Origin of the sequence: Nannocystis pusilla (assembly GCF_026626665.1) — a bacterium.
Classification (GTDB): Bacteria; Myxococcota_A; Polyangia; order Nannocystales; family Nannocystaceae; genus Nannocystis; species Nannocystis pusilla.
The window spans coordinates 2,977,531-2,999,237 of the sequence record NZ_JAPNKE010000002.1; the positions used below are offsets into that span (position 1 = coordinate 2,977,531).

Genomic DNA, 21,707 nt, shown 5'->3' on the forward strand with positions numbered 1-21,707 from the left:
CTTTGATACACCGCCGGGACGGCCCGGGCGGTGAGTTTACGGCAGCTTTACCGACTCACGCCACTTCGCCAACGATCGCGCACAAACCTCGAATTTGGCGGTCTTCTCGGCTTTTCCAGGCCCAAACGCTGATTTCACAGCGTAATTGCGCGCGGCCCGCCCGAAATCGTCCGGGGGACCGCTACTCCGGGATCCCGCAGACACCGACGTTTTCGAACCCCGGCGGCGCCTGATCCTCGGGGTACCACGCGATGCACGACATCTTGTCGCTCAGCTCCTGGCACGGCCCGTCGCCCTCGGACAGATCGCACCACGGCGAGCAACAATACGAGAAGCTGCAGTCGGGCACGAGCGAGTCGTAGATGCAGGCGAAGCCCGGCGCGCACGAGGACCAGCCGATGCACGTGTCCTGGAAGGTCGCCTCCGCCCCGCCCTGCACGACCGGCAGGCACACGAAGCCGGTGCCGCCGACCTTGATCGCGTCCATGTAGCAGCCCTCGCCGTCGGCGCAGTTCTGCAGCAGCGGGTCGCACTGCTTGAAGCAGTTGCCGAAGTCGTAGCCGAAGAACAGCTTCACGCAGGTGGTGTCGCTGCCCTCGCACACCGGGTTCTGCGAGTCCCCGGTGCAGTACGGCAGGCAGAAGCCGCTGCCGTCGTAGTCGAGGTCGAGGCAGACCGTGCCGAGCGCACAGTTGTCGTCGCCGAGGCCCTCGGCGCCGACGCTGCACGGCTCATTGGGGGCCTTCGGGTCGTCCGGCACGGGCACGCACTTGATGCCCTCGGGGATGAACGTGTTGGGGCTCGCGTACGCCGTGCACTTCTGGTCGCCGGGACAGTCCTGGTCGTAGATGTTGCACATGCCGCCGCCCGACGGGTCGGTCGTCGAGGTCGTCGGCGTCTCCGTGGGATCGCCGGTGGTCGTGTCCACGGCCGTCGTCCCTTGCGTGGACGTCACCGGCGTCTCACCCGTCGTCGTCGTCGTCGTGCTCGAGGCGTCCGGCGCGGTCGGCTTGCCGGAGCTGTTGGGGAACTCGAAGTCGTCGCTGCAGCCGGACGTCGAGGCCGCGGCGACCAACAGCACGAGGGAGAGTGCCCGAATCTGCATGCGAAGAACCTTTCTGGGACGCTACGAGCGGGGCCCGCCCGGTGTCAAGTTGTCGGCAATGCCGCTTCTGGAGCCGTTCGGCTGGTGCTACCGCCGCTTCGCACCGGCCCCGCGCGAGCTCACTGGTTCGTGCTGCGGACGCGCGCGGAGGTTCGGTTATGGTGCAGCCATGGCCGCCCCTGATCCTGACGAGCTCGTCTCATTTCGCAAGAAGGCCAGCGCCGTGCTTGGGCCCGAGCATCGTGAGATCTCGGACAAGGCGCTGGAGTACGCCGAGACGGGCGTACCGAGCGGCGACCTCGTCGCCGCAGCCACCTTCGCGCCCGGCGATCCAGGTCACGCGTCGCACGGCTCTCACGGCTCGCACGGCTCACACGGCTCGCACGGCTCGCACGGCTCGCATGGATCCCACGGCTCCCACGGCTCCTGGTGAGCGCCCGCCGACCGGCGGCGCGATCGAGGCGCGGATCGCCGGCAAGGCGCCGCGGGTGCATATCCTGACCGGTGCGGTGTGCAACAACAATTGCATCTTTTGCATGGAGGAGGACCGCGACGGCCGCTACGTCGTCAACTCCGCCACCACCGACGAGACGGTGCGCTGGATCCTCGGCCAGCACGACGCCTTCGAGGAGGTGTGCTTCACCTCCGGCGAGCCGACCACCAACCAGCGGCTGCCCGTCTGGGTGAAGATGGCCAAAGAGGCAGGTGCGCGCCAGATCAGCATGATGACCAACGGTCGCGCACTCAGCTATGACCGCTACGCGCGCCTGCTGCTGTCCGCCGGGCTCAACAAGGTCTACGTCAGCATCCACGGCCACACCGCCAAGCTGCACGACGGCCTCACCCGCACGCCCGGCAGCTTCGAGCAGACGGTGGGCGGCATCGCCACCATCGCCCGTTACAAGCGCCACGGCGTCGCGCTGCACACCAGCACCGTCGTCACCAAGCGCAACCTGCCCCACCTCCACGACATCTACGTGTTCCTGCGCGAGCGCGGCGTCGACCAGGTCGTGTTCAACGTCATGCAGGCGAACGGCCGGGCCAACACCTTCTTCGACCAGCTGTTCCCGACCTACACCGAGATCGCCGCGGCCGCCGAGGCCTTCTTGCAGCAGGCGTCCGCGCGCGAGCGGCAGGCTCAGGCGTTCTTCGTCGACATCCCGCTGTGCACCACCACCCGGCTGCCCGATCACAACCGCGGCTACGTCGAGGACTACGTGCACTTCGAGCCGCCGGTGGCCGTCCACACCGACCTCATCCCTGCCGAGCGCCTGGCCGAGCGCCGCTCCGGCCCGGACGGTGGCCTCGTCGCCGTGCGCCGCGCCGACCTCGACGACAGCGCCCGCCACAAGCGGCCCGAGTGCGCCGGCTGCCGCTACGATCGCGTGTGCGAGGGCGTGTGGGGCAACTACCTCCGCCGCTACGGTTGGGACGAGTTCGTCCCGGTGCCCTGACGCTCGCTCGCCGCCCTGAAGGCCGCGCATGCTCCTCGACGTCGCCACCGCGCCGCTGCCCGAGCCGGCGGGTCCCGACGCCGAGGCCGCCCTGCTCCGCCCCTTCCTCGCCGCCTATCGCCGGCGCTTCGGCGTCGCCCCCACGCTCGCCTGTGACGACCACGGCCTCCTGCTCCGCTTCCCCGGCCACGACGCCCCTGCCCACGCAGCCGTGGTCGGCCGCGTCGACGTCCTCGGCGGCCACGCGGCCGTGCGCGCCTACCTGCGTCGGCTCGGCTTCACCTGGGACGCGCGCGGCGTCGTCGACGGCGCCCCCGCGCCGGCGAGCCTGATCGCGCGGGCCCCCGCTCTCGGCCCGCGGCCGCGCTACTACCAGGCTGCCTCTTCGGCCATGAATAAACGGACATGGCTCGAAGGCAACCTCCGCGGCGAGCTCCCGCTCGCCCTCGGCACCGGCGCCTACTACGCCGCCCTGGCCGCCGCGTCTCGCCTGCGCCTGCCCGAGCCGCGGCGCGTGCGAGCCGGCCGCGACTACCACTTCTTCGGCGTGCAGCACGACCTGAGCAAGCACCTGCTGCTCACGCACCTGGTCCCGCGCCCGCTCCTCCTGGACCTCGGCCGCGCGCTCGCGGGCGGCCTGCGCCGCTGGCACCACGGCCCGCTCGTGTCGGCCCCGCTGGTCCGCTTCTACGAGAACGACCTGCTCGCCTACTGCCAGCAGATCTGGCGCGACCTCGCCGACCCGGCGCAATTCGCCCCGACCTGCCTCCTGCCCGCGAACCTCGAGCAACTGTGGCGGGCCGTCGACGACCGCCTCCGCGAGTCCGCCGCCGGCCCGCACACCTGGCTGTGGAACGACGCCGACACCTGCCCGTCGTTCCGCATCACACGCCCCGCGCGAGCCTCGTGAGGGCGGTGTCCGCCTGTCCCCGAGGACATCTCGGCGCGACGGCCTCAGGACCCTCGACCGCAGCCCCCTCGTCGTGAGCACGACCTGGAGCTCAACCTGTCTCGATGTACATGCTCGAGAGACGTCGTGACACCTGCCCGGCGTTCCCCCTCACTCGCCCCGCGCGAGCCTCGTGAGGGTGCGGCACCTGTCCCCGAGCACACCTCGGCGCATCGGTGTGACCGTGCCCCAGTTTCTTGGGGACCGAGGATGTCCCGAAGCTCCTATCCACCTGTCTCGATGTACATGTTCGGGGAGACGACGCGCCCCGAATGACCTGTCCCAAAGTGCACCTCGCCTCAGGCCGCACCCCGCAGCCTTCAGCGCCCCGCCTCCGCGGGCAGCGCCCCGTAGCGGACGAGCAGCGCCCGCGCCAGCTCGACGCGCACAGGCATCAGCCGCTCCGCCTCGGCCTCCGGCGCTCGCAGCATCAGCGCGTACGCCCACGTCGTGCCGCGGCGTTCGACCAGCCCGACCAGCCAGCCCACTGCGCGCCCCTCGTGCGCGGTGAGCCCCGTCTTGCCGCGCCACGACCACCCGGGAGCCTGCGCGCGCGTCAGCATGTGCTCGACCAGCGCCATGTGTTCACGCGCCACCGGCAGCGCGCGGCGGTGCAGTCGGCTCATGAACTCGACCTGCTCGCGCGGCGAGATCCGCAGCGCCCCCTGCAGCCAGAAGCGGTCGATGCCGCCGCCGATGTCCGCGTTGCCGTAGGCGAACGCGATCAGCGACGCCCGCATCGCCTCCGCCCCGATCCTGCGGGCGACCTCCTGAAAGAACCACACCGCCGAGTCGCGCAGCGCCGACCCCAGGTCGTGATCGCGGTCCCACTCGGGCGAACCCCCGCGCCGGGCGCCGTCCCACTTCAGCGTCGCGTCGGCCCCTGCGAGCACCCCGCGCTCGAGGCCGATGAGCGCGTTCGGGATCTTGAACGTCGACGCCGGCAGCTCGCCGACCCCCGCGAGCGCCGCGTCGGTCACGATCTGCTCGCCCGTCGTCAGCGAGCGCATCACGAACACCCCCTCGACCTGCGCCGCCGCGAACAGCGGCTGCGCCGAGGCGTCGACGCGCTCCACCACCGGAGGCGCCGGGCTGCTCGGCGCCGCCGCGATCGGCGGTGTGGCCGCGGGCGTCGGCCTCGCACAGGCGAAGAGCAGGATCGGGACGATGGAGAGCCAGGCGCGCACACCCGCACGACGCGCGAACCCGGCCGCGCATTCCCGAGCCCGCGCAGCGGCACACCGTCGCTCCAGGCCCTGGGCGACGAGCACCAACACCGCATCCACGCTCGCAACGCATCGGCATGCGTCGCCACGAGATGCATCTGTCCCTTCGGACATCTGCATCTCCGCCCTCGCCTGGACAGGCCGCGGTGCTCCGTTCATCCTGCTCTGTGGTCCGGAGGTAGAGTCATGGCCCAGATCGACATCCGTCGCGCGAACCCGCTCGGCAAGGCCACGGCGCGCGAGCGCACCGAAGCCCTCGCCAGGCGCCTCGAAGCCAAGTTCGACATCCGCTGGCAATGGAAGGGCGACGACCTCGCGTTCAACGCCCCACAGGGCCCTGCCCGCGGCACGGCCGGCACGATCAGCGTCGAGGAGTCGCACGTGCGCGTCCAGGTCGCTCTCCCGTTGCTCCTGCGGGCCTTCAAGGGTCGCGTCGAGGATCGCGTCAAGGAAGAGCTCGACAAGCTCGTCGGCTGAGCAGGCGCTGCAAGTCCTGAAGGACAGACCGAGATCCGCGGCAGTCATCGCGCGACCTCGTCTACGTACTCCCAGTCGTGCCGACGGGAAGATGCAGAAGGCGCGCGCTCGGCCCGCAAGCGCGACTCGGCGCTGCGCCAGCCGGCCGTCATCTGTCCCAAAGGACAGGTTTCCTACGCAAGCGTGCAGACCGCGGTCTCAGCCGCAGCGGACCGCCTGCGCGCGAACAAGTCGCAAGACAGCGCATCTCTTCGGGCTCGCTGCCGGCGACCCCGACGGACATCGGCCCCTTCGTGCGATCACTCCGACATGAACGATCGCAGTCGCCGCTACCCCGCCCGCGCGTCGAGCACGCGGTGAAGGGCCGCCACCACTTCCTCGGGCTCGCTGCCCATCGGCACCGGCTGGTTCGCGTACGTGCTGGGGAACTCGAGCTTGCCCTCGTGGTAGCGGGCCTTGATCTCGGTGAACTTGAGCCCGTGCGCGGTCGAGATCACGATCACTCGCTCGCGCCGGCCGATCACCCCGCGCTTCGCCAGCTTCAGCAGGCACGCCAGGGCCACGCCCGTGTGCGGGCAGTTGAACATCCCCGAGCGATCGGCGAGCGCGGCCGCGTCGGCGAGCTCGGCCTCGTTGGCCTCCTCGACCAGCCCGTCGCAGCGCTGCAGCGCGCGCACGGCCTTCGGCAGCGACACCGGCGCCCCGATCTGGATCGCCGACGCCAGCGTCGTGCGGGCCTGCTGCGGCGCGTAGTCCTCTTCCCGCAGCGGCCGGCCCTCCGCCTGCGCGCGCGCGAACGCCAGGTACAGCGGGTCCGCGTGCTGCGCCTGGCAGCACACGATGCGGGGCAGCCTTGCGATCACCCCGAGGTCGAGCATCATCTCGAACCCCTTGGCCAGCGCCGACACGTTGCCGAGGTTGCCGCCCGGGATCAGCACCCAGTCCGGCACCTGCCAGTCGAACTGTTGCACGATCTCGAGCGCCACCGTCTTCTGGCCCTCGACGCGCAGCGAGTTCATCGAGTTGGCGAGGTAGATGCTCGGGTCCTCGGTGAGGCGCTGGACCACGCGCATGCAGCCGTCGAAGTCGGTGTCGAGGCTGCACACGATCGCCCCGTTGGCGACCGGTTGGATCAGCTGGGCCGCGCTGATCTTGCCGGCCGGCAGCAGCACGACCACCGGGATCCCCGCCGCCGCTCCGTAGGCCGCCAGCGCCGCCGAAGTGTCCCCCGTCGACGCGCACGCCACCGCGCGGATCGGCCGGCCCTCGGCGATCGCCTGCTTCACCGCCGACACCAGCACCGTCATGCCCAGGTCCTTGAACGAGCCGGTGTGGCTGATCCCGCACTGCTTCACCCAGAGGTCGTCGAGCCCGATCGACTTGCCGAAGCGCTCGGCCCACAGCATGTTCGAGTTGCCCTCGAACAGCGACACCACGTTGCCCGGCTCGATCCGCGGCAGCACCCACTCGAGCTTCGACCACACCCCGCTGCCGAACGGCCACTGCGTCCGTCCGTAGCGCTCGTCGAACAGCCGCATCCACGCCGCCGGCGAGCGCGAGCGCAGCGCCGCGTGATCGTGCTGCACCTCGAGCAGGCCGTGGCACTGCGGGCAGCGATAGATCACCTCGGTGAGCCCGAATCGGCCGGGACACCCGCGAAAGCACTGGAACCAGGCGGCGTAAGTCACGCCCGCAGCATGCCACAACTCCGCGCGCCGGGCCGCGCCGGGATTGCGCGCCGCCGTGTCTGGACCGCGGCCGCATCGGCTACACGAGCGCCGCGCGTCGCTCGGCCGGGCGCGGCGATCGCCGCGGCGATCCATCCAGCGAGGTGAGGACGGTTCGGCCCGGCCGGCGCCGCCGCGACCGCCTGCGCAGCATGCCCTTCAGATCATGTTCAGAAAGGCATGTCCATCGAGACATTCATGCCTTCCATGTCCATTCGGGCATGGTGCGATGACCATGCTCTCTGCGCCATGCACTTCCGAGCATGTTTTGAGGACCATGTCTCGGAAACCCTGTTCGAACGCACATGGCTCTCGGCACATGCCCGGATAACCATGTCGAGCGCTCACTCCTCGGGCGCGAGGACGACCGCCGTCCCGTAGGCCAGGATCTCGGCCGCGCCCGCCATCACCGTCGACGTCGTCAGGCGCATGGCGATGATCGCGTTCGCGCCGAGCGCCAGGGCCTCCGCGCGCATGCGGTCGAGCGCCTGCTCGCGGCTCTGCGACAGCATGGCAGTGTACTGCGTCACCTCGCCGCCGACGATGTTGCGCAGCCCGGCCAGGAAGTCCTGCCCGAGGTTGCGGGTGCGGACCGTGTTGCCGCGGACCAGCCCGAGCACGCGAACGACGCGGAACCCCGCGACTGTCTCGGTGGTGGTCACGAGCATCTCGCCGGCCCGGCGGTGCGCGAGGTCGGCGGCGTGGAGGACGGCGGGGGTGCTGGTCATCGCTGAATGTCCTTGTAGGGGTCCTGGCGGTGGTTCACGCGGATCCACGAGTACACGAGCAGGCCGAGGCCGACCACGACCATCCCCGGGCCGAGCGCCGGCGCCCCGGCCCACGTCAGCCAGCCGAGCGCCACCAGCAGCCCGCCGAGCCCGCGCTCCAGCAGCACCCGCGGCGACCGCTCGGCGCGCGCGATGCGGTGATCCGCCTCGACCCGCGCCAGCCAGCCGCCGCCCAGCGCCGCCTGCCGCTTCCGCGCCGCGATCACCGCCTGCAGCTCCGGCTCGTGCTGCGCGTACAGCTCGAGCTCCTCGGCCTCGGCCTCGCCGAGCTCGCCGCGCGTGATCCGGTCGAGCAGCTCGGACACCCTTCGCGCCTCGGGATCGTCGGCCATGACGGGGCCCGAGGATACAGGGAGCCATCCGAAGACGCCTATAGACATGTCCCTTGCACCCTGTCTCTTCCGCCAGAACGTGGGCCGCGACTTTACGCTTGCGATCGCGCGGCTTACATGGCACTCGTCGACAGCTCTCCACGCCGATGTCGCTCCGCGCGCCCCATCTCCACATCGTGGCCACCTGCACGGATCGGAAACACGGCGAGATCCCCAGCGAGCTTCGCTTGAGAGATCCCCCCGGACGAGGCCAGCGCACGCGCCGCCAAATGGTGGGCTCGACTCGATACGGCCAGGCCGCTATTGCGCGTCCAGGCATCGCATGTATACGCCGGAGAACACTGGAAACTTGTCCAGGATCTGACCAATCAGGTTCGCCAAGCCGGTTGGCACGCAAACCTTTGGATCGCATCGGCGGGCTACGGTCTGCTGTCTGAGCGCACGCCCATCACGCCGTACTCATGCACCTTCTCCGAGGGCTCGCCCGACCAGGTTTCGTTGGGGCGACAGGGAGATGCCCGGGTTGGCTACAATCAAGCGTGGTGGTCCGCCTTGGCAAGCGTGCGCCAGCCCAGCGACGAGCCGACGACGCTGCGCGGCCTAGCCGAGGACTCCCCGAAGGCCAGTTACCTGTTCTTGTGCTCCCCGGACTACGCCAAGGCGATGCGCGAGGACCTCGTCATGGCACTCGATGTCCTGCGACATCCTGAGAGATTGACCATCATCACGAGCGGAGCCGGCTGGGACCACACGCCGTTGCGTGACAACGTCCTCGTCATCGACGCGCGGACGCAAAGCGCCTGGGGAGGTTCCATGCAAGGACTCCATGCGCGCACTGCGCTCAACCTTCTAAAACAGCCTGGGGCGCTGCAGACGCACTTCTCGACAGCCGACCTGCGAGCGCAGTATGAAGCCCTCGTGGCGGACACTCCGAAACCCGAGAAACTCGCTCGTGCCCGCATGACCGACGAGGACGTGGTCTCCTTCATCCGCGCCGAGTTGGCGAAGGAGCCCAAGGCGGGCTGGACGGGCCTCCTGCGCGCCTTACGCGACGGCGGTCGCGCTTGTGAGCAGCGCCGATTTCGCCGGCTGCACAGCGAAATCGCGGAAGAGATCCGTTCCGGAACCACTCCATGAAGTACTTCCTCCCCGACAGCCAGGACCTCGTCGATCCCAGTTTTGACTTCCAGCGCGAGACCCGCAACCCGGAACGTATCCGGCATCAGGACGATCATTACGCCCACGAGGTCTTTAGCGAGCAAGGCCCGGTATTCGACGGGATTCTGGTCTCTAAGGCCATCGTCGAGGGCACCGGCGCGGCGAGCCAGGCCAAGTACACTCAAGCTCAGCAACGACGGATCCTGCGCGAAGGCGTCCGGGCGTTCTTCCGCCTGGAAGATCATCCCTGGGACCGGCGAATCGAGAGCATGGGTGATTGCGGGGCATTCACCTATATCAAGGAAGAAGCGCCCCCGTTCTCGGTCGACGAAGTCATCAACTTCTACGTCCGTTGCGGCTTCGACTACGGTTTCTCCGTAGATCATGTCATTTCCGAGTACAAGCCGCAATGGGAGGCCGACCTGTTCGGCTCGGGCGCCCCGGACAACGTCCGTCAGCGCCAAAAACTGACCCTCGCTCTCGCATCCGAGTTCTTTGCCACCCACAAGCGGGACAAACTACCCTTCACTCCCATCGGCGTCGCGCAGGGATGGAGCCCTGTCTCCTATGCCCATGCGTTTGCCGAACTACAGAAGATCGGCTTCCGCTACATCGCGCTCGGCGGGATGGTACCGCTCAAGACCAACGACATCCTTAACTGTCTCAAGGCCGTGTCCGAGGTGCGGTGCCCGGAGACGAAGATTCACCTGCTCGGCGTAACCCGCTTCGCCCACTTGCCGACGTTCTCCAGCCTCGGAGTGGCGAGCATCGACAGCACGTCACCCTTGCGCCAAGCGTTCATGGACGACAAGGACAATTATCATACTCTGGAGCGGACCTATACTGCCATCCGCGTCCCCCAGGTGCAGGGGAACTTTCGCCTCCAGGCGCGCATCCGATCGGGCGAGTTGGATCAGGAAAAGACCCGGAAGGCCGAGCAACTTTGCCTTCGGCGCCTGGAGGAGTACGATGCCGGCGGTCGTTCCCTCGTCCCCGTACTGAAGGCGTTGCGCGCATACGAGGAACTCCACGAACCGGACAAGAAAACCCGCACGGAGTCGGCCCGCCAGGCGCTCGAGGATAGCCCGTGGAAGAAGTGCCGGTGCGCCGTCTGCAAACAGCTCAAGCACCACGTCATTCTTTTCCGCGGGGCCGAGCGTAACCGCCGTCGCGGCTTCCACAATGTCGCGGTGTTCTATCAGCGTCTTCGGATGCTGACTGGCCAAACCCCTTCAGCGGATGCCGCAACAAAAGCTCTGCCGGATCCGGCGCTGACTCTGCTCTCTGCTTGACTTTAGGCGCGCTTTCGCGCATGATCGTATCTGATCACGGTCGCAATCGTGGATCGCTGCAGATCCAGAGCGCGCCGCTGTTCAGGACGACACAGCATGCCAGCCCCACTTGATACGATCACCCTTCCGGCCATGGAAATCCGCCAGTCCAAGGGGCGGAAGCTCTATTCTTTCGCCGTCGACGGTAAAAAATCCATTCCTTCGCCTGCATCTCGCGTCTACGACGTTCCACCAGTACGAAGCTGCAAGGCTACCAGCGTCCCGAGGTCATCGCTCATATCGAGGAAATCCGCTGCTACCTCGAGAGCCCCTCGCCCATGCTTCCCAACGGAATCATCGTCGCCTTCGACTCGCGGGTGAAGTTCCAGCCGATGGCGGCCGCCAACCTCCAGACCTCCTACTCGCGGATGGGCATGCTCACCATACCCGTGCCGCGGACTACGGACATTCCGAAGCCGGGCTGCATCGTCGACGGACAGCAGCGTGTCGCGGCCATCCGCGATGCGCAATTCCGCGATTCCCCGTCGTAGTAACCGCCTTCATCACCGACGACATCGAACACCAGACCGAACAGTTCATCCTCGTCAACTCGGCGAAGCCCCTTGCGAAGGGACTCATCTACGAACTCATCCCCAACACCAAGGCCCGCCTTCCGACCCCACTCCAGAAACGTCGCCTCTCCGCCCGCCTCCTTGAGTACCTCAACCACCACGAGCGCTCGCCCTTCCACCACAAGATCCAAACCCAGACGACCCCGCGTGCATCGATCAAGGACAATTCGATCCTGCGGATGCTGGACAACAGCCTCTCTGACGGCGTCCTCTACAAGCTCCGCCGCGAAGACGCACCAGACGGAGGAATCGCGTTGATGGGCCGCCTCCTCTTCCCCTTCTGGGATGCCGTCCGCGATGTCTTCGCTGAGGCATGGGACCTCCCGCCGAAGAAATCCCGGCTAACGCACGGCATCGGGATCCTCAGCCTTGGCAACATCATGGACCACATCGGCGTGCCCAACATTCCCGAATCCAACTTGCGATCCTATTATAGAGGGCGTCTTAGCCCTCTGGTGCCTGTCTGCGCATGGATCAAGGGTTCGTGGGCTCTTAGCGATGGCCGTGAGATCCCTTGGAATGACCTTCAGAACACCAAACAAGACGTTTGTCTTCTCACGAACCACCTGCAGAACCTCTTCGAGCGTCTCCAGAGCCCTTAGTCCCCAGTTCAGCGGCAGCAAGGATGCACGATCGACCATGCACACGCAGTCCCCGCTTCCCAATCACCAGAAAGCGACGATAGCGCATCACACAGCCACACGTGCGGAGCGCCCGGATGTACGAAGTGCTTTTTACCGTCTCGCAACCAGATCTTGCCCTTTTCATTGTCCACCGTGTAAAAGAAAATCTCAAGGAACTCCCGGAAGTAGAAAGGAACCGCTTCCCAAAACTGCATCCGGGCGGATTCCATAATTATCACCGGCACCACGCTCCGGATGTCCAAATCATGGCGGACACGATCGCATTGTGTGCGAGCGTGCGAATAGTAGCGAAGAATTGACCGATCGCTCGATCATCCAATTCGCCTTGCTTAACCTCGACCAGGTACAGTTTACGCCCCAACTCATCGAAGCCCACAATATCCGTCCGCGCTTCTTGGTCGCAAAGCCGAGGCAAGAGCCGCTCAGCGAACCTGCTGGATTGGCTGTTTGACATGCCCTCGTAGAACTTCTCGGTCAGATGGATGCCCTCGGAGTCCAGGCGCCACAATTGATCCCAAAAATGGTATAGATACAAGTGCAGGCAACGCTCGCTGCGAAGCTGGCTGTTATCAATGATCGTGAGGAAGAAGCGTCGAATCGTATCGACGTGGCTTCTTTCAAGCATGTCGCATACGAGCACAGCATGGGCACATTGCAGTAAGTAGTCCAAAATCTTTACCTCGTCGGCAATGGGCCTTCCGCCGTACAGAGAGGGCATGCGGCTTCGGCTTGCGACAAGTTCATTTGGGCCAAGCCGTGCCTGGGTTACAACGCAACGGCGTTGCCTCATCGACTCGGCGAAGATCTCAGGCACGATCAGCATCTCGACTAGACCACCCGCGCAGAAATCTTTGCTACGATCTTTTCGCGTAGCATGTTGATGGATGGGTACGAGAATCTGAAGGAAAACTCAAACTCCTCACTCTTGAGCTTTGAGGCCTTTGGCACTTTCACTTCGAAAGTTGCCACCCAGCGCACCAGATCTTCGTAGAACTGATCCCCGTAGCTCTTGTCCTGATACACGCTGAGTGGACTTAGTTGCTTGGCTGCTTTGCGCGTAGCTTCTTTCCACTCAATCGAGGGAATGATTGCCAAGGCCAAATCCGCTTCGTTCACGAGGGAGCCGGCTACGCCGATAAATCTCAGTTCCACGGACAGAACGGTCTCACTCTGCTTGTCAAGTTCCAAGCTGACGTTCGCCCTCAAGCCCGACAACTCCGTCTCATCATTGTCATTCATCACGACCACTGTCGGAGGCAAAGCAAGGCCAAGCTTGGACAAGAGATAATTATACAGTTTATTGATATTCTTCGTCTGCACCTGGACGTTAATAGCACCATCTTCGTTAAGAGAGGCGATAGGGATATCGGAATCCGATGCCTTCGCAAACAGGTCCGGATTTTCTTTCTGAAAGAACTTTCCACCAGCCGGAACAATCAAGGCAGTCTGGAGCCGCCTGATAACGGTAGGCCAGTTTGGCATCCGACGCACCTGCCCACCAAGCCTGTACAGTGCCTTGATCGTGGCATTGTTATTAGTAATATCCACCCTACGAAGAGCCTTGTTCCTACGCACGGCTTCCTTCTGCACTGCGTCAAGATCTTGCTCGTAACGTGCCGGGTTATTTTCGTCGTAACGATCCTCCACGGCCTTAATCAGCTGCACGTACAGATTATCGAACGGATGAACGTCCACCTCCGTTCCCGTTCCATCGAGATCACATCGCACGACGAGGGACTTAGACAGTTCGTACGAGAAATTACAGTAGTACTCTGCAAGATCCTCTTTCAGCTCATCGTCCGCCCGAGCGTTCTTGATTTCTTCTGAGGAGAACATTTCTCCAATCGAAGCGACGAAGACTGACATTGTCATTAGCGTATGTTTGTCGTTGGTATTTGAAGTAACCTCGATATTGTTGGCGAACAACTTTTCATGTGTACGGTCATATTCCACAATCGCATCCTTGATGGCACCGATCGGCGAGCTCACGTCAAGCTCTTTTGCTTCGCCGCAGAGATCTTCTTCTGTTTCGAGTTCAATTCAGAGAAGAGCTCCTTTTCTCCGGTTCGATCTAGGTTGTAGATCTCGACGAGGAAATCTACAGAAGGAGAGAAGCGCGGAAATTCACGCGGATTCTCTCGGTACATACGGTATGCTTCAACAATCCCAAAATGCCGGTGGGCCGAATCCGTCAAGTAAATCTCATCGGTCTCGATCTGCAATTCCCACTCCGCCGGCCCCCGCCCTCAATTTCGATCTTGCGACGTTTGAAGGCGTTCTCGCTTGAACATTCCAGATAAGAGAGCTCAGGTAGGCGCGTTGCATGCTTGCGCGAGCGTCACCCAGGAGGCAGTAAGCAATATCGGCGATTTTCGCTGGCTGTTGCAGGTGAAATCCTTCCGCATCGAGGCCTCTCTGGATCTCGTCGTCAATCTTAATAAGCGAGGATGGCAGAATCCTGAATGGATCGGATTTGCGCTTACCCCTTCTTTCATATTGCAAATATTGCGAAAGCGTTTCCGCGCTAATCTTTACGACGTGCTTCATTCTCAGCGGAGCGTTCTTCGCTAGGTTAGCATTGACGATGCCGAGGAGCGGGAGAACGATCTTCATGGAGGCAGTGTATCCGTACCATGCTTACGCAGGCAAGCCCCCGCCCTCCGCGTTCATGCCGCGGCGCGTGATCCGGTCGGGCAGTTCGGACACCCTTCGCGCCTCGGGATCGTCGGCCATGACCGGGCCATCCTATTAGGCCGGAGTAACCGGCCCTCGGCCATCCGCTCCGCGCAGCGAGCCGTGCGGGCGCCCGGCAATCGCCCGCGAGGATCACGCCTCGACCTCGCCCAGCGCCCCGCGCACGCGCTTCAGCGTGTCGGGCTCGATGCGCACGTGCAGGCGCGTCCCGGCCTCCTCGTGGGCCTCCGACAGCACCTGCGCCTCGCCGTGGAGCTGGGCGACCAGCGCGTGCTGCGGCCACGGGATCAGCAGCTCCGCCTCGACCAGCGCCTGGCCGAAGAACGCCACGATCGTCGCGTGCAGGCGGGCGACGTCGTCCTTGTTCAGCGCCGACATCTGGATCGCGTCGGGGAACTCGCGCTGGAGCTCGGCGCGCTGCTCCTCGTCGAGCCGGTCGACCTTGTTGAGGATGAGGCGGGACGGCGCCTGCATCGCCCCGATCTCGCCGATGACCTCGCGGGTGACCGCGTACTGGTCGCGGAAGGTCGGGTCCGACGCGTCGACCAGGAACAGCAGCAGGCCGGCGTGGCGGGCCTCGTCGAGGGTCGAGCGGAACGAGGCCACGAGGTCGTGCGGCAGCTTCTTGATGAAGCCGACGGTGTCCGAGACCAGGATCCGCGGGTGCGACTCGGGATGGAGCGCGCGGATGGTGGTGTCGAGGGTGGCGAACAGCTGGTCGGCGACCAGCACCTCGCTGCCGGTGAGGGCGCGCATCAGCGAGCTCTTGCCGGCGTTGGTGTAGCCGACCAGCGCGACCGTCGGCTGACCCGCGCGGTGCTCGCGACGGTGGTCCTGCTCGCGGTGGACCGCCTCGAGCTCGCGCCGGAGCTCGGCCATGCGGTCGCGGATCCGCCGGCGATCGAACTCGAGCTCCGTCTCGCCGGCGCCACGGCCGGCCTGGCGTTCGCCGCGGGAGCCGGTCTCGCGCAGGCGCGGCGCCACGTAGGCCAGACGGGCCAGCTCGACCTGCAGCCGGGCCTCGCGGCTGCGCGTGGCGGTGGAAGATCTCGACGATCACGCCGGTGCGGTCGAGCACCTGCACCCCGGTGGCTCGCTCGAGGTTGCGCGCTTGACTGGGCCCGAGCTCGTGATCGACGGCGACGAGCTTCGGCCGCTTCTTGCTGTCCTCGGGGACATCTTTGCCGACGATCGGCACCTGGCCGGGGTCGTCGTCGAAGTCGTCGAACTCGACCTCGTCGTCGCCCTCGCCGCTCTCGTCCTCGCGGCGCTGGCGGGCCTTGTCCTTGCGCGCGGGCACGGCGGAGGGCACGTAGCCGCGGCCGCCGGTGAGCTCGGCCAGCTCCTTGAGCTTGCCCTCGCCGAGCACCACGGACTTGCTGAGCATCTCGCGGCGCTGGGTCACCGTCGCGGTGACGTCGTAGCCGAGGGTGTCGACGAGGCGGGCGAGCTCGGCGAGGTCGGCGGCGTACTCCGCGTCGCTGACGCCGGGCAGTTGAACGCCGACGAGGATCGCGGTGGGCCGGTGGGCAGGTCGTTCGGACATCGGGGGCGACAGACTGACGCCCCGGACCGCCGGCGGCAAGTCCGTCGCGGCGCGAGTGGGCCGTGTCAGCGCGGCTGGCGAGGCGGGAGCGGCGGCTCGGCGGTCTCGATGAGCACGGCCTGGACCATCAGCAGCGCGCCGACCGCTTGCTCGATCCCGCCGTAGGCGCCGAGCGCCTCGCCGAACGCGTGCAGGTCGTCGGTGGTCGCCAGCGCGAGCTTCTCTGCGCGGGCGAGATACGCCTGCAGCAGCGTCCGCGCCCGCTGGGGACCCAAGATCCGTCCGACCTTCTCGAGCGCGAGGGCATGGACGTCGACGCTGGTCATCTCGGCCTCAAGATGGACGCTCTCGCGGGCTCGCGCGACCGGCGCGACGGCAGCGCGTGCGCTCGGTCTCACGGCGCGGAGCGCTGCGCCGCTGCGATCGAGTGTTGCCGAGCACGGGCGCGGCGAGCAAGCCCTCGCCTGTAGCGACTCACTCGCGGAAGCGGACGTGGAAGTGATTGCGGTGGCCTCGCCAGTGCCGGATGACGCCGAACGGCGCCCCCTCGCCGCGCGGGTACTGGAACACGTCGTTCAACCGGCGAGCGCTCGCCCCCGCAGCGATTGCGTGCTCGTAGAAGAGCTTCTGCAGGCCGTAGTCCATGAACACGTAGTGGACCTGATCGGTGGCCAGCACCGCCTCGATCAGCGCCCACGAGCGCGCGACGTCGAGGTTGTCCTTCGATGCGGTGATGAACCGTGTCACGTCGGCGTCGGTGCCCTGCAGCACGTAGCCGACGTCGACGTCGCGCCCGTGACGGTGCGACAGGTGGGGCGGGAACACGCCGCCGCCGTGCAAGCTGATGTCGCCGACGTGGACCTTCGGCCCGCCCCGTCCGCCGCGCGTATAGGCGCGGATCGACTCCTGGAGCAGCCGGACCGTCCGCGGGTGCCCCACGCGTGGTCGTCGTTCTTGACCACGTAACCTGGCCCCGGGGGCAGCTTCACCCCCTGCGCCAAGACGCCGGCGAAGTCCTCGTCGGCGAACAGATCGGGATAGTACACGTCGGTCTGGCGCAGCTCGACCGGATCTGTCCCCATGGCCAGGCGCTCTTGTTGCCCGGCCCGGGCCAGGATCACCGCGCCGCGCTCGATCGCCGCGATCGTGGTGCCCTCCCACACCAGGTCGCCGACGCGGAACCCGCGGATCACGCCGCTCGGATCGTCGCGGATGGTCGCCTGGCTGCCGGCGGGGTCGGCCGCGGCGGTGGTGGCCAGCAGCGTCAGCGGCAGCTCGGTCTCGGCCATGCTGTCCTCGGGGACCTGTCCGTTGGAACAGCCGTCGCAGGCCGCGGGCGTCGCCGCGAGCGCCGGCGCCGCCTCGACCGCGGGCGCCGCCTCGAGCGCGACCTCGGGCTCGGCGGTCGAATCGCCGCACCCGAGCAGCAGGCCGAGACAGGCGGGCAGCAGCGTCGAGCGAGGGGTCACGATGCACTCCGAGGCAAGATCCGCACCACTCGCGGTGGCTGGATCTCCGCGTCTCCCCTCGCCTCGCCGCGCCGACCGCGGTGACAGTTTGTCGCCGGGCGAGCGGCCGGAGCGACAGCCCGGCACGCGCGCGGGCCCGCTCACCGGTCCTTCTGCTTTTGGTACGTGCCCATCAGCTTCGCCTTGGCGAGCACGTGCCCGGCCATCGCCTGCTCGAGCTGCGCGCGCGTCGGGGCCTGCAGCGACTGCAGCGTGGTGTCGAGCGCGTAGAGCGTGTGGAAGTAGCGGTGGCGACCGACCGGCGGACACGGCCCGCCGTAGCCGACGCGCTTGAAGTCGTTGGTGCCCTCGCGCGCGCCCGCGGGCAGGCGGTCGGGCGTCACGCCGGCGGGCAGCGAGCCGTCGCTCGGCGGCAGGTCGACGACGATCCAGTGGGTGTAGATCGTCTTCGGCGCGGCCGGGTCGGGCGCGTCGGGGTCGGTCTCGACGAGGGCCAGGCTCTTGGCCGCCGCCGGCACCCCCGACCAGCGCAGCGGCGGCGAGACGTCGCGGCCCTCGCAGGTGTACTCGCTCGGGATCTCCGCGCCCGCCGCGAACGCCTCCGACTCGAGGCTCATCCCGCTCGCGGGCGGATCGAGGCCGCCGGGCTCGGGTTTGGGCTGGCAGGCCAGCAGGCCGCAGGAGACGACGAGCGCGAGACGGTGCATGGCCGGGCAAACGTAGCGGAGCGGCGCCCGTGCGCAAGCTCAGCCCTTTACCTGTCCCGGAGGACATGCCCGATCGGTCCGGTCGTTCGCCCGCGACCACGCCCGTCCTCACGCGCGCGCGTCCAGGGCGCGGGCGGGCTCGGCTACGATGCGTCGTGATGATATCCCGCCCGCTTCTCCTCACCCTGGCCGTATTTCCGCTGGCCTGCGGCGACTCGACCGCCACCACCACGGACACCGATTCATCCTCCTCCTCGAGCTCGTCGTCGTCCTCGACCACCAGCGACGACCCGGTCACGACCGGTCCGACCTCGACCACTGCCGTCACCACCGAGGGTCCGACGACCACGATCGCGCCGACCACCACCGACGCGATCACGTCGACGACGACCACGAGTACGACCACCGATCCCACCGCGACCACCACGTCGACCACGACCACCACCGACTCGACGACGACCACCACGTCGACCACGACCACCACCGGGGACACGGACACCGACGGTCCGCCTCCGCCCGACGTGGTGCCGGAGCTCGTGTGTCCCGGCGATCCGGACGGTCACTGCGATCCGGTGCCGGACGCCGAGCTGCTGGCGGGCGCGTCGGTGCTGTCGATCGTGCCGAACTGCTTCGAGGCGTGGACCGACCTCGACGCCGACGCCGAGTACGAGCCGCCGGGCGAGGTCTTCCTCGACTGCGGCTGCGATCGCCTGTGCCCCGGCGATCCCGGCTACGTCGACGCCGACGCCGGTGAGGGCGACGGCGAGTTCCAGGCCAGCTGGCTGGCCGGCTTCCACAACGGCCGGCCCGCGACCGGCGTGCGCGGCGACGGCCTCGGCCTCGTCGGCGAGGGCGACGGCCTGTGGGCGCGCGCGCTGGTGCTCGAGCAGGGCAACACCAAGCTGGCGATCGTCACCCTCGACCTGGTCGGCTTCTTCAACAACGAGACCCTGGCGATCCGCGACAGCCTGGCGCAGATGGGCCTCGAGGTCGACTACGTCCTGCTGCACGCGCTGCACAACCACGAGGGCCCCGACAGCATGGGCCTGTGGGGCCCCGAGCAGCTCGTCAGCGGCTACGACCCGGCCTACCGCGAGCAGGTGCGGCAGGCCATCGTCGAGTCGATCGTCGCCGCCGACGCCGCCAAGAAGCAGGTCGCGCAGATGGTCGTCGGCGAGGTCGACACCTCGACGTACCACGCCAACGGCGTCGGCAACGTCATCAACGACAGCCGCGACCCGTTCGTCGTCGACGAGATGATCGGCGCGGTCCAGCTGCTCGACGGCGAGGCGCAGACGATCGCCAGCCTCGTCAGCTTCGGCAACCACCCCGAGGCGCTGTCCGACGAGAACACCCTGATCACCAGCGACTTCGCCCACGGCCTGCGGCGCACGCTCGAGCAGGGCAGCCAGTGGTTGCAGGCGCCCGGCAAGCCCGGCGTCGGCGGCCCGTGCCTGTTCCTCAACGCGGCCGTCGGCGGCCTGATGACGCCGCTCGGCATGGCGGTCAAGACCCCCGACGGCGAGACCTACCAGTCGGGCACCTTCGAGAAGGCCGACGCGATCGGTCAGCTGCTCGGCGAGATGGCCCTCGACGCGCTCGCCAACGGCGACGCCGTCGACGCGCCGCAGCTCGACCTGCAGGCCCAGAAGTTCAAGCTGCGGGTCGACAACCAGAACTTCCAGGCCATGTTCCAGCTCGGGATCTTCGACCGCGAGACGTTCATGGAGATGGACGGCATGTACATCGAGACCGAGGCGGCGCTGATCAACCTCGGGCCCGCGCAGTTCCTCACCGTGCCGGGCGAGCTGTTCCCCGAGCTGGCGATCGGCGGCTACGACGGCAGCCACATCAACGTGCCGACCAAGCCGCTCGTCGACCCCAACAACACCAACCCGCCGAACCTGCAGAGCGCGCCCGAGGCCCCGTACCTCAAGGACAAGATGCACGGGACCTACCGCTTCATCATCGGCATGGGCAACGACGAGCTCGGCTACATCGTGCCCGAGTACGACTGGGTGCTCGGCGATCCGCCGTGGATCACCGAGGCCGAGGGCGACCACTACGAGGAGACCAACTCGATCGGCGTCGAGACCTTCAGCAAGATCGACGCCGCCGCGGACGTCCTGATCGCGTGGTCGAAGTGGGTCCACGGCCTGCCGTGAACCCGCGCCGCGAGCGGGCGCCCTACTCCATGATGGGCGTCCGCTCGCACTCGTAGGTCACGTCGATCGTCGGCCCGTGATCGATGACCTCGAAGTCGGTGGCCTTGAGGTCCTCGAGCGAGAACGGGTCGACGCCGACGCCGTCCCACGTCGCGCACCCGTACACGTCGCTCTGGGCGGTCAGGGCGATGTTGCCGCCGTCGGACATGTACATGCCGTACTTCTGCAGCGCCTTGGCGATCACCTGCGCGCCGGGGCTGAGGTTCTCGAGCGGGTAGTCGGCGCGCAGGCGCATGTGGCCGCCGTACGGGATCGACGTCATCGGCCCGCTGGTGTTGGTGCCGTGGGTCGCGGGCGCCACGTACTTCTTGGCGCGGATCATCGAGTTGGGCAGGATGAACCGGATCGCGTGGTTGATCTCGCCGGCCGCGACCTCCTCGGCCGAGAACAACAGCGGCGCGATCGGGAAGCCGGCCGCGTCGGCGCTGGTGCACTGCTGACCGCGGCCGTCGAGGTCGTAGGTCTTCGAGGTGTCCCACAGCGCGAGGCAGCCGGCGGTGAACTGATCGGTCTGCGCGTCGACGGTCGCGTGGTAGATCTCGTAGAGCCGCTGCTGCTGCGCGACACCACGATCATGTGACAGTCGGCGCCGTCCTGGTAGCCGCTGCAGTCGTAGCCCTCGAAGCTGTCCGCCGGCGGGATGTCCTGCGGGTAATCCTCGACCACGCCGCCGGGCGGCAGCGGGATCGGGGCCACGTCGCAGTCGGGCGAGTAGTAGTAGTCGTTGTCGAGCGCGTAGGTCCGCTTCTCCGTGCCGGCCGGCGCGTCGATGGCGGTGATGCTGAAGTCGATCCGCATCGTCCCGGTGCCCCACCCGTTCGGCGGCGAGTTCTGCACCATCCACTGCGTGATCGCGGCCGAGTCGGGCGCGACCGGGTCGCTCGACGCGTCGTGGTACCAGATCGCGTCGGCCGGGAAGAACAGGCCTTCGGCCTGAGAGGCGCACAGGGTGCTGTCGTCGCCCGCGCCGGTGGTGGTGTCGGGGCCGGTCGTGTCCGTGGTCGTGCCCGGCTCGGTGGTCGGCCCCGCGGTCGTGTCGGTGGTCGGCCCGCTGGTGCCGGGGCCCGTCGTCGGGCCCGTCGTCGGACCCGCGGTGGTCGGCTCGGACGTCGGCCCGGCGCTCGTCGGGCCGCCGGTCGAGGCTGTCTCCGAGGACATGGTCGTCGGGCCAGCTCCCGTCTCGCCGGTCGAGGCGCCGGTCGCCTCGGTCTCGGTCCCGCCCCCGCCCCCGCACGCGACGGCCAGGACGGCCGCCGCGACCCACGTTCCGCGATATGTCATGTCCAACCTCCGGACGGGGATG

General features: G+C 67.1%; 24 protein-coding genes and 4 pseudogenes. 9 read left to right on the plus strand and 19 right to left on the minus strand.

What is annotated here, in order from left to right; genetic code table 11:
* Window positions 1-181 precede the first annotated feature (181 nt).
* Window positions 182-1,105, minus strand: coding sequence for a hypothetical protein (locus OV079_RS12935; protein WP_267768644.1), 924 nt, complete (start codon window positions 1,103-1,105; stop codon window positions 182-184).
* A gap of 169 nt (window positions 1,106-1,274) precedes the next feature.
* On the opposite strand from OV079_RS12935, the gene hxsA4 reads away from it, so the two are divergent.
* From hxsA4 to OV079_RS12950, 3 genes are read left to right on the plus strand one after another with little or no spacing between them, the layout of a single operon-like run.
* Window positions 1,275-1,538 carry a His-Xaa-Ser repeat protein HxsA4 gene (hxsA4, locus tag OV079_RS12940; RefSeq protein ID WP_100792712.1) on the plus strand — a complete coding sequence of 88 codons (264 nt, stop codon included), beginning with the start codon at window positions 1,275-1,277 and terminating at the stop codon, window positions 1,536-1,538.
* Complete coding sequence (hxsC4, locus tag OV079_RS12945; RefSeq protein WP_267768645.1) at window positions 1,507-2,559, plus strand: radical SAM protein HxsC4; 1,053 nt, start codon at window positions 1,507-1,509, stop codon at window positions 2,557-2,559. The genes hxsA4 and hxsC4 overlap by 32 nt, the downstream gene beginning before the upstream one ends.
* A 28-nt stretch (window positions 2,560-2,587) precedes the next feature.
* Window positions 2,588-3,469 carry a hypothetical protein gene (locus OV079_RS12950; protein WP_267768648.1) on the plus strand — a complete coding sequence of 294 codons (882 nt, stop codon included), beginning with the start codon at window positions 2,588-2,590 and terminating at the stop codon, window positions 3,467-3,469.
* A gap of 359 nt (window positions 3,470-3,828) precedes the next feature.
* Here the strand turns inward: OV079_RS12950 and OV079_RS12955 are convergent, their stop codons facing one another.
* Complete coding sequence (locus tag OV079_RS12955) at window positions 3,829-4,695, minus strand: penicillin-binding transpeptidase domain-containing protein (protein ID WP_267768649.1); 867 nt, start codon at window positions 4,693-4,695, stop codon at window positions 3,829-3,831.
* A 225-nt stretch (window positions 4,696-4,920) separates the two neighbouring features.
* Here OV079_RS12955 and OV079_RS12960 point away from each other — a divergent pair, with 225 nt between their 5' ends.
* Window positions 4,921-5,211, plus strand: coding sequence for a polyhydroxyalkanoic acid system family protein (locus OV079_RS12960; protein WP_267768650.1), 291 nt, complete (start codon window positions 4,921-4,923; stop codon window positions 5,209-5,211).
* Between the two features lie 329 nt (window positions 5,212-5,540).
* Here OV079_RS12960 and thrC read toward each other — a convergent pair whose 3' ends face one another.
* The 3 genes from thrC to OV079_RS12975 all read right to left on the minus strand — a co-directional run bounded on the left by thrC (window position 5,541) and on the right by OV079_RS12975 (window position 8,058).
* Complete coding sequence (gene thrC / locus OV079_RS12965) at window positions 5,541-6,899, minus strand: threonine synthase (RefSeq protein WP_267768652.1); 1,359 nt, start codon at window positions 6,897-6,899, stop codon at window positions 5,541-5,543.
* A 383-nt stretch (window positions 6,900-7,282) separates the two neighbouring features.
* On the minus strand, window positions 7,283-7,606 hold the full coding sequence (locus OV079_RS12970; protein WP_420829517.1) for a YbjQ family protein: 324 nt from the start codon (window positions 7,604-7,606) through the stop codon (window positions 7,283-7,285).
* A 56-nt stretch (window positions 7,607-7,662) separates the two neighbouring features.
* A complete protein-coding gene (locus OV079_RS12975; protein ID WP_267768655.1) occupies window positions 7,663-8,058 on the minus strand; it encodes a hypothetical protein in 396 nt (131 codons plus the stop codon).
* A 303-nt stretch (window positions 8,059-8,361) separates the two neighbouring features.
* On the opposite strand from OV079_RS12975, the gene OV079_RS12980 reads away from it, so the two are divergent.
* The 4 genes and pseudogenes from OV079_RS12980 to OV079_RS57775 form a co-directional block, all read left to right on the plus strand.
* Entirely contained in the window at window positions 8,362-9,195 is an 834-nt protein-coding gene (locus tag OV079_RS12980) for a hypothetical protein (protein WP_267768656.1), read from the plus strand.
* Window positions 9,192-10,508: a tRNA-guanine transglycosylase DpdA gene (gene dpdA / locus OV079_RS12985; protein ID WP_267768658.1), complete on the plus strand. Its 1,317-nt coding sequence runs from the start codon at window positions 9,192-9,194 to the stop codon at window positions 10,506-10,508. Before OV079_RS12980 ends, dpdA begins: the two co-directional genes overlap by 4 nt.
* A 242-nt stretch (window positions 10,509-10,750) precedes the next feature.
* Entirely contained in the window at window positions 10,751-11,038 is a 288-nt protein-coding gene (locus OV079_RS12990) for a DGQHR domain-containing protein (RefSeq protein WP_420829518.1), read from the plus strand.
* Window positions 11,039-11,061: 23 nt separating this feature from the next.
* Window positions 11,062-11,451 (plus strand): annotated as a pseudogene (locus tag OV079_RS57775) (DGQHR domain-containing protein); the annotation flags it as partial.
* 9 nt (window positions 11,452-11,460) lie between these two features.
* Here OV079_RS57775 and OV079_RS13000 read toward each other — a convergent pair.
* The 12 genes and pseudogenes from OV079_RS13000 to OV079_RS13050 form a co-directional block, all read right to left on the minus strand.
* On the minus strand, window positions 11,461-11,742 hold the full coding sequence (locus tag OV079_RS13000; RefSeq protein ID WP_267778873.1) for a hypothetical protein: 282 nt from the start codon (window positions 11,740-11,742) through the stop codon (window positions 11,461-11,463).
* The gene (locus OV079_RS13005) at window positions 11,730-11,990 is read right to left on the minus strand and encodes a hypothetical protein (protein ID WP_267768660.1); all 261 of its coding nucleotides are present in this window, start codon (window positions 11,988-11,990) and stop codon (window positions 11,730-11,732) included. Before OV079_RS13005 ends, OV079_RS13000 begins: the two co-directional genes overlap by 13 nt.
* Window positions 11,978-12,577 carry a hypothetical protein gene (locus tag OV079_RS13010; RefSeq protein WP_267768663.1) on the minus strand — a complete coding sequence of 200 codons (600 nt, stop codon included), beginning with the start codon at window positions 12,575-12,577 and terminating at the stop codon, window positions 11,978-11,980. The genes OV079_RS13005 and OV079_RS13010 overlap by 13 nt, the downstream gene beginning before the upstream one ends.
* 14 nt (window positions 12,578-12,591) lie before the next feature.
* Complete coding sequence (locus OV079_RS13015; RefSeq protein ID WP_267768665.1) at window positions 12,592-13,752, minus strand: hypothetical protein; 1,161 nt, start codon at window positions 13,750-13,752, stop codon at window positions 12,592-12,594.
* On the minus strand, window positions 13,749-13,985 hold the full coding sequence (locus OV079_RS13020) for a ParB N-terminal domain-containing protein (RefSeq protein WP_267768666.1): 237 nt from the start codon (window positions 13,983-13,985) through the stop codon (window positions 13,749-13,751). The genes OV079_RS13015 and OV079_RS13020 overlap by 4 nt, the downstream gene beginning before the upstream one ends.
* Window positions 13,966-14,376: a hypothetical protein gene (locus OV079_RS13025; protein WP_267768668.1), complete on the minus strand. Its 411-nt coding sequence runs from the start codon at window positions 14,374-14,376 to the stop codon at window positions 13,966-13,968. Before OV079_RS13025 ends, OV079_RS13020 begins: the two co-directional genes overlap by 20 nt.
* Window positions 14,377-14,589: 213 nt before the next feature.
* Window positions 14,590-16,003 (minus strand): annotated as a pseudogene (gene hflX / locus OV079_RS57780) (GTPase HflX).
* A gap of 65 nt (window positions 16,004-16,068) precedes the next feature.
* Complete coding sequence (locus tag OV079_RS13035) at window positions 16,069-16,329, minus strand: hypothetical protein (RefSeq protein WP_267768670.1); 261 nt, start codon at window positions 16,327-16,329, stop codon at window positions 16,069-16,071.
* A gap of 148 nt (window positions 16,330-16,477) precedes the next feature.
* Window positions 16,478-16,774 carry a hypothetical protein gene (locus tag OV079_RS13040; protein ID WP_338088893.1) on the minus strand — a complete coding sequence of 99 codons (297 nt, stop codon included), beginning with the start codon at window positions 16,772-16,774 and terminating at the stop codon, window positions 16,478-16,480.
* A 3-nt stretch (window positions 16,775-16,777) separates the two neighbouring features.
* Window positions 16,778-17,164: pseudogene (locus tag OV079_RS57785) on the minus strand (penicillin-insensitive murein endopeptidase); the annotation flags it as partial.
* A pseudogene (locus OV079_RS57790) lies at window positions 17,098-17,292 on the minus strand (type II secretion system protein N); the annotation flags it as partial. The pseudogenes OV079_RS57785 and OV079_RS57790, both read right to left, overlap by 67 nt.
* A 320-nt stretch (window positions 17,293-17,612) precedes the next feature.
* A complete protein-coding gene (locus OV079_RS13050; protein ID WP_267778529.1) occupies window positions 17,613-18,089 on the minus strand; it encodes a YbhB/YbcL family Raf kinase inhibitor-like protein in 477 nt (158 codons plus the stop codon).
* Between the two features lie 248 nt (window positions 18,090-18,337).
* Between OV079_RS13050 and OV079_RS13055 the strand changes: the two genes are divergently transcribed.
* Window positions 18,338-20,344, plus strand: a complete 2,007-nt coding sequence (locus tag OV079_RS13055) for a hypothetical protein (RefSeq protein ID WP_267768672.1) — start codon at window positions 18,338-18,340, stop codon at window positions 20,342-20,344.
* Window positions 20,345-20,366: 22 nt separating this feature from the next.
* Here OV079_RS13055 and OV079_RS13060 read toward each other — a convergent pair whose 3' ends face one another.
* Together OV079_RS13060 and OV079_RS13065 are read right to left on the minus strand one after the other, a co-directional pair.
* The gene (locus OV079_RS13060) at window positions 20,367-20,795 is read right to left on the minus strand and encodes a hypothetical protein (protein ID WP_267768674.1); all 429 of its coding nucleotides are present in this window, start codon (window positions 20,793-20,795) and stop codon (window positions 20,367-20,369) included.
* Window positions 20,723-21,685 carry a hypothetical protein gene (locus OV079_RS13065; protein WP_267768676.1) on the minus strand — a complete coding sequence of 321 codons (963 nt, stop codon included), beginning with the start codon at window positions 21,683-21,685 and terminating at the stop codon, window positions 20,723-20,725. The genes OV079_RS13060 and OV079_RS13065 overlap by 73 nt, the downstream gene beginning before the upstream one ends.
* Between the last annotated feature and the right edge of the window lie 22 nt (window positions 21,686-21,707).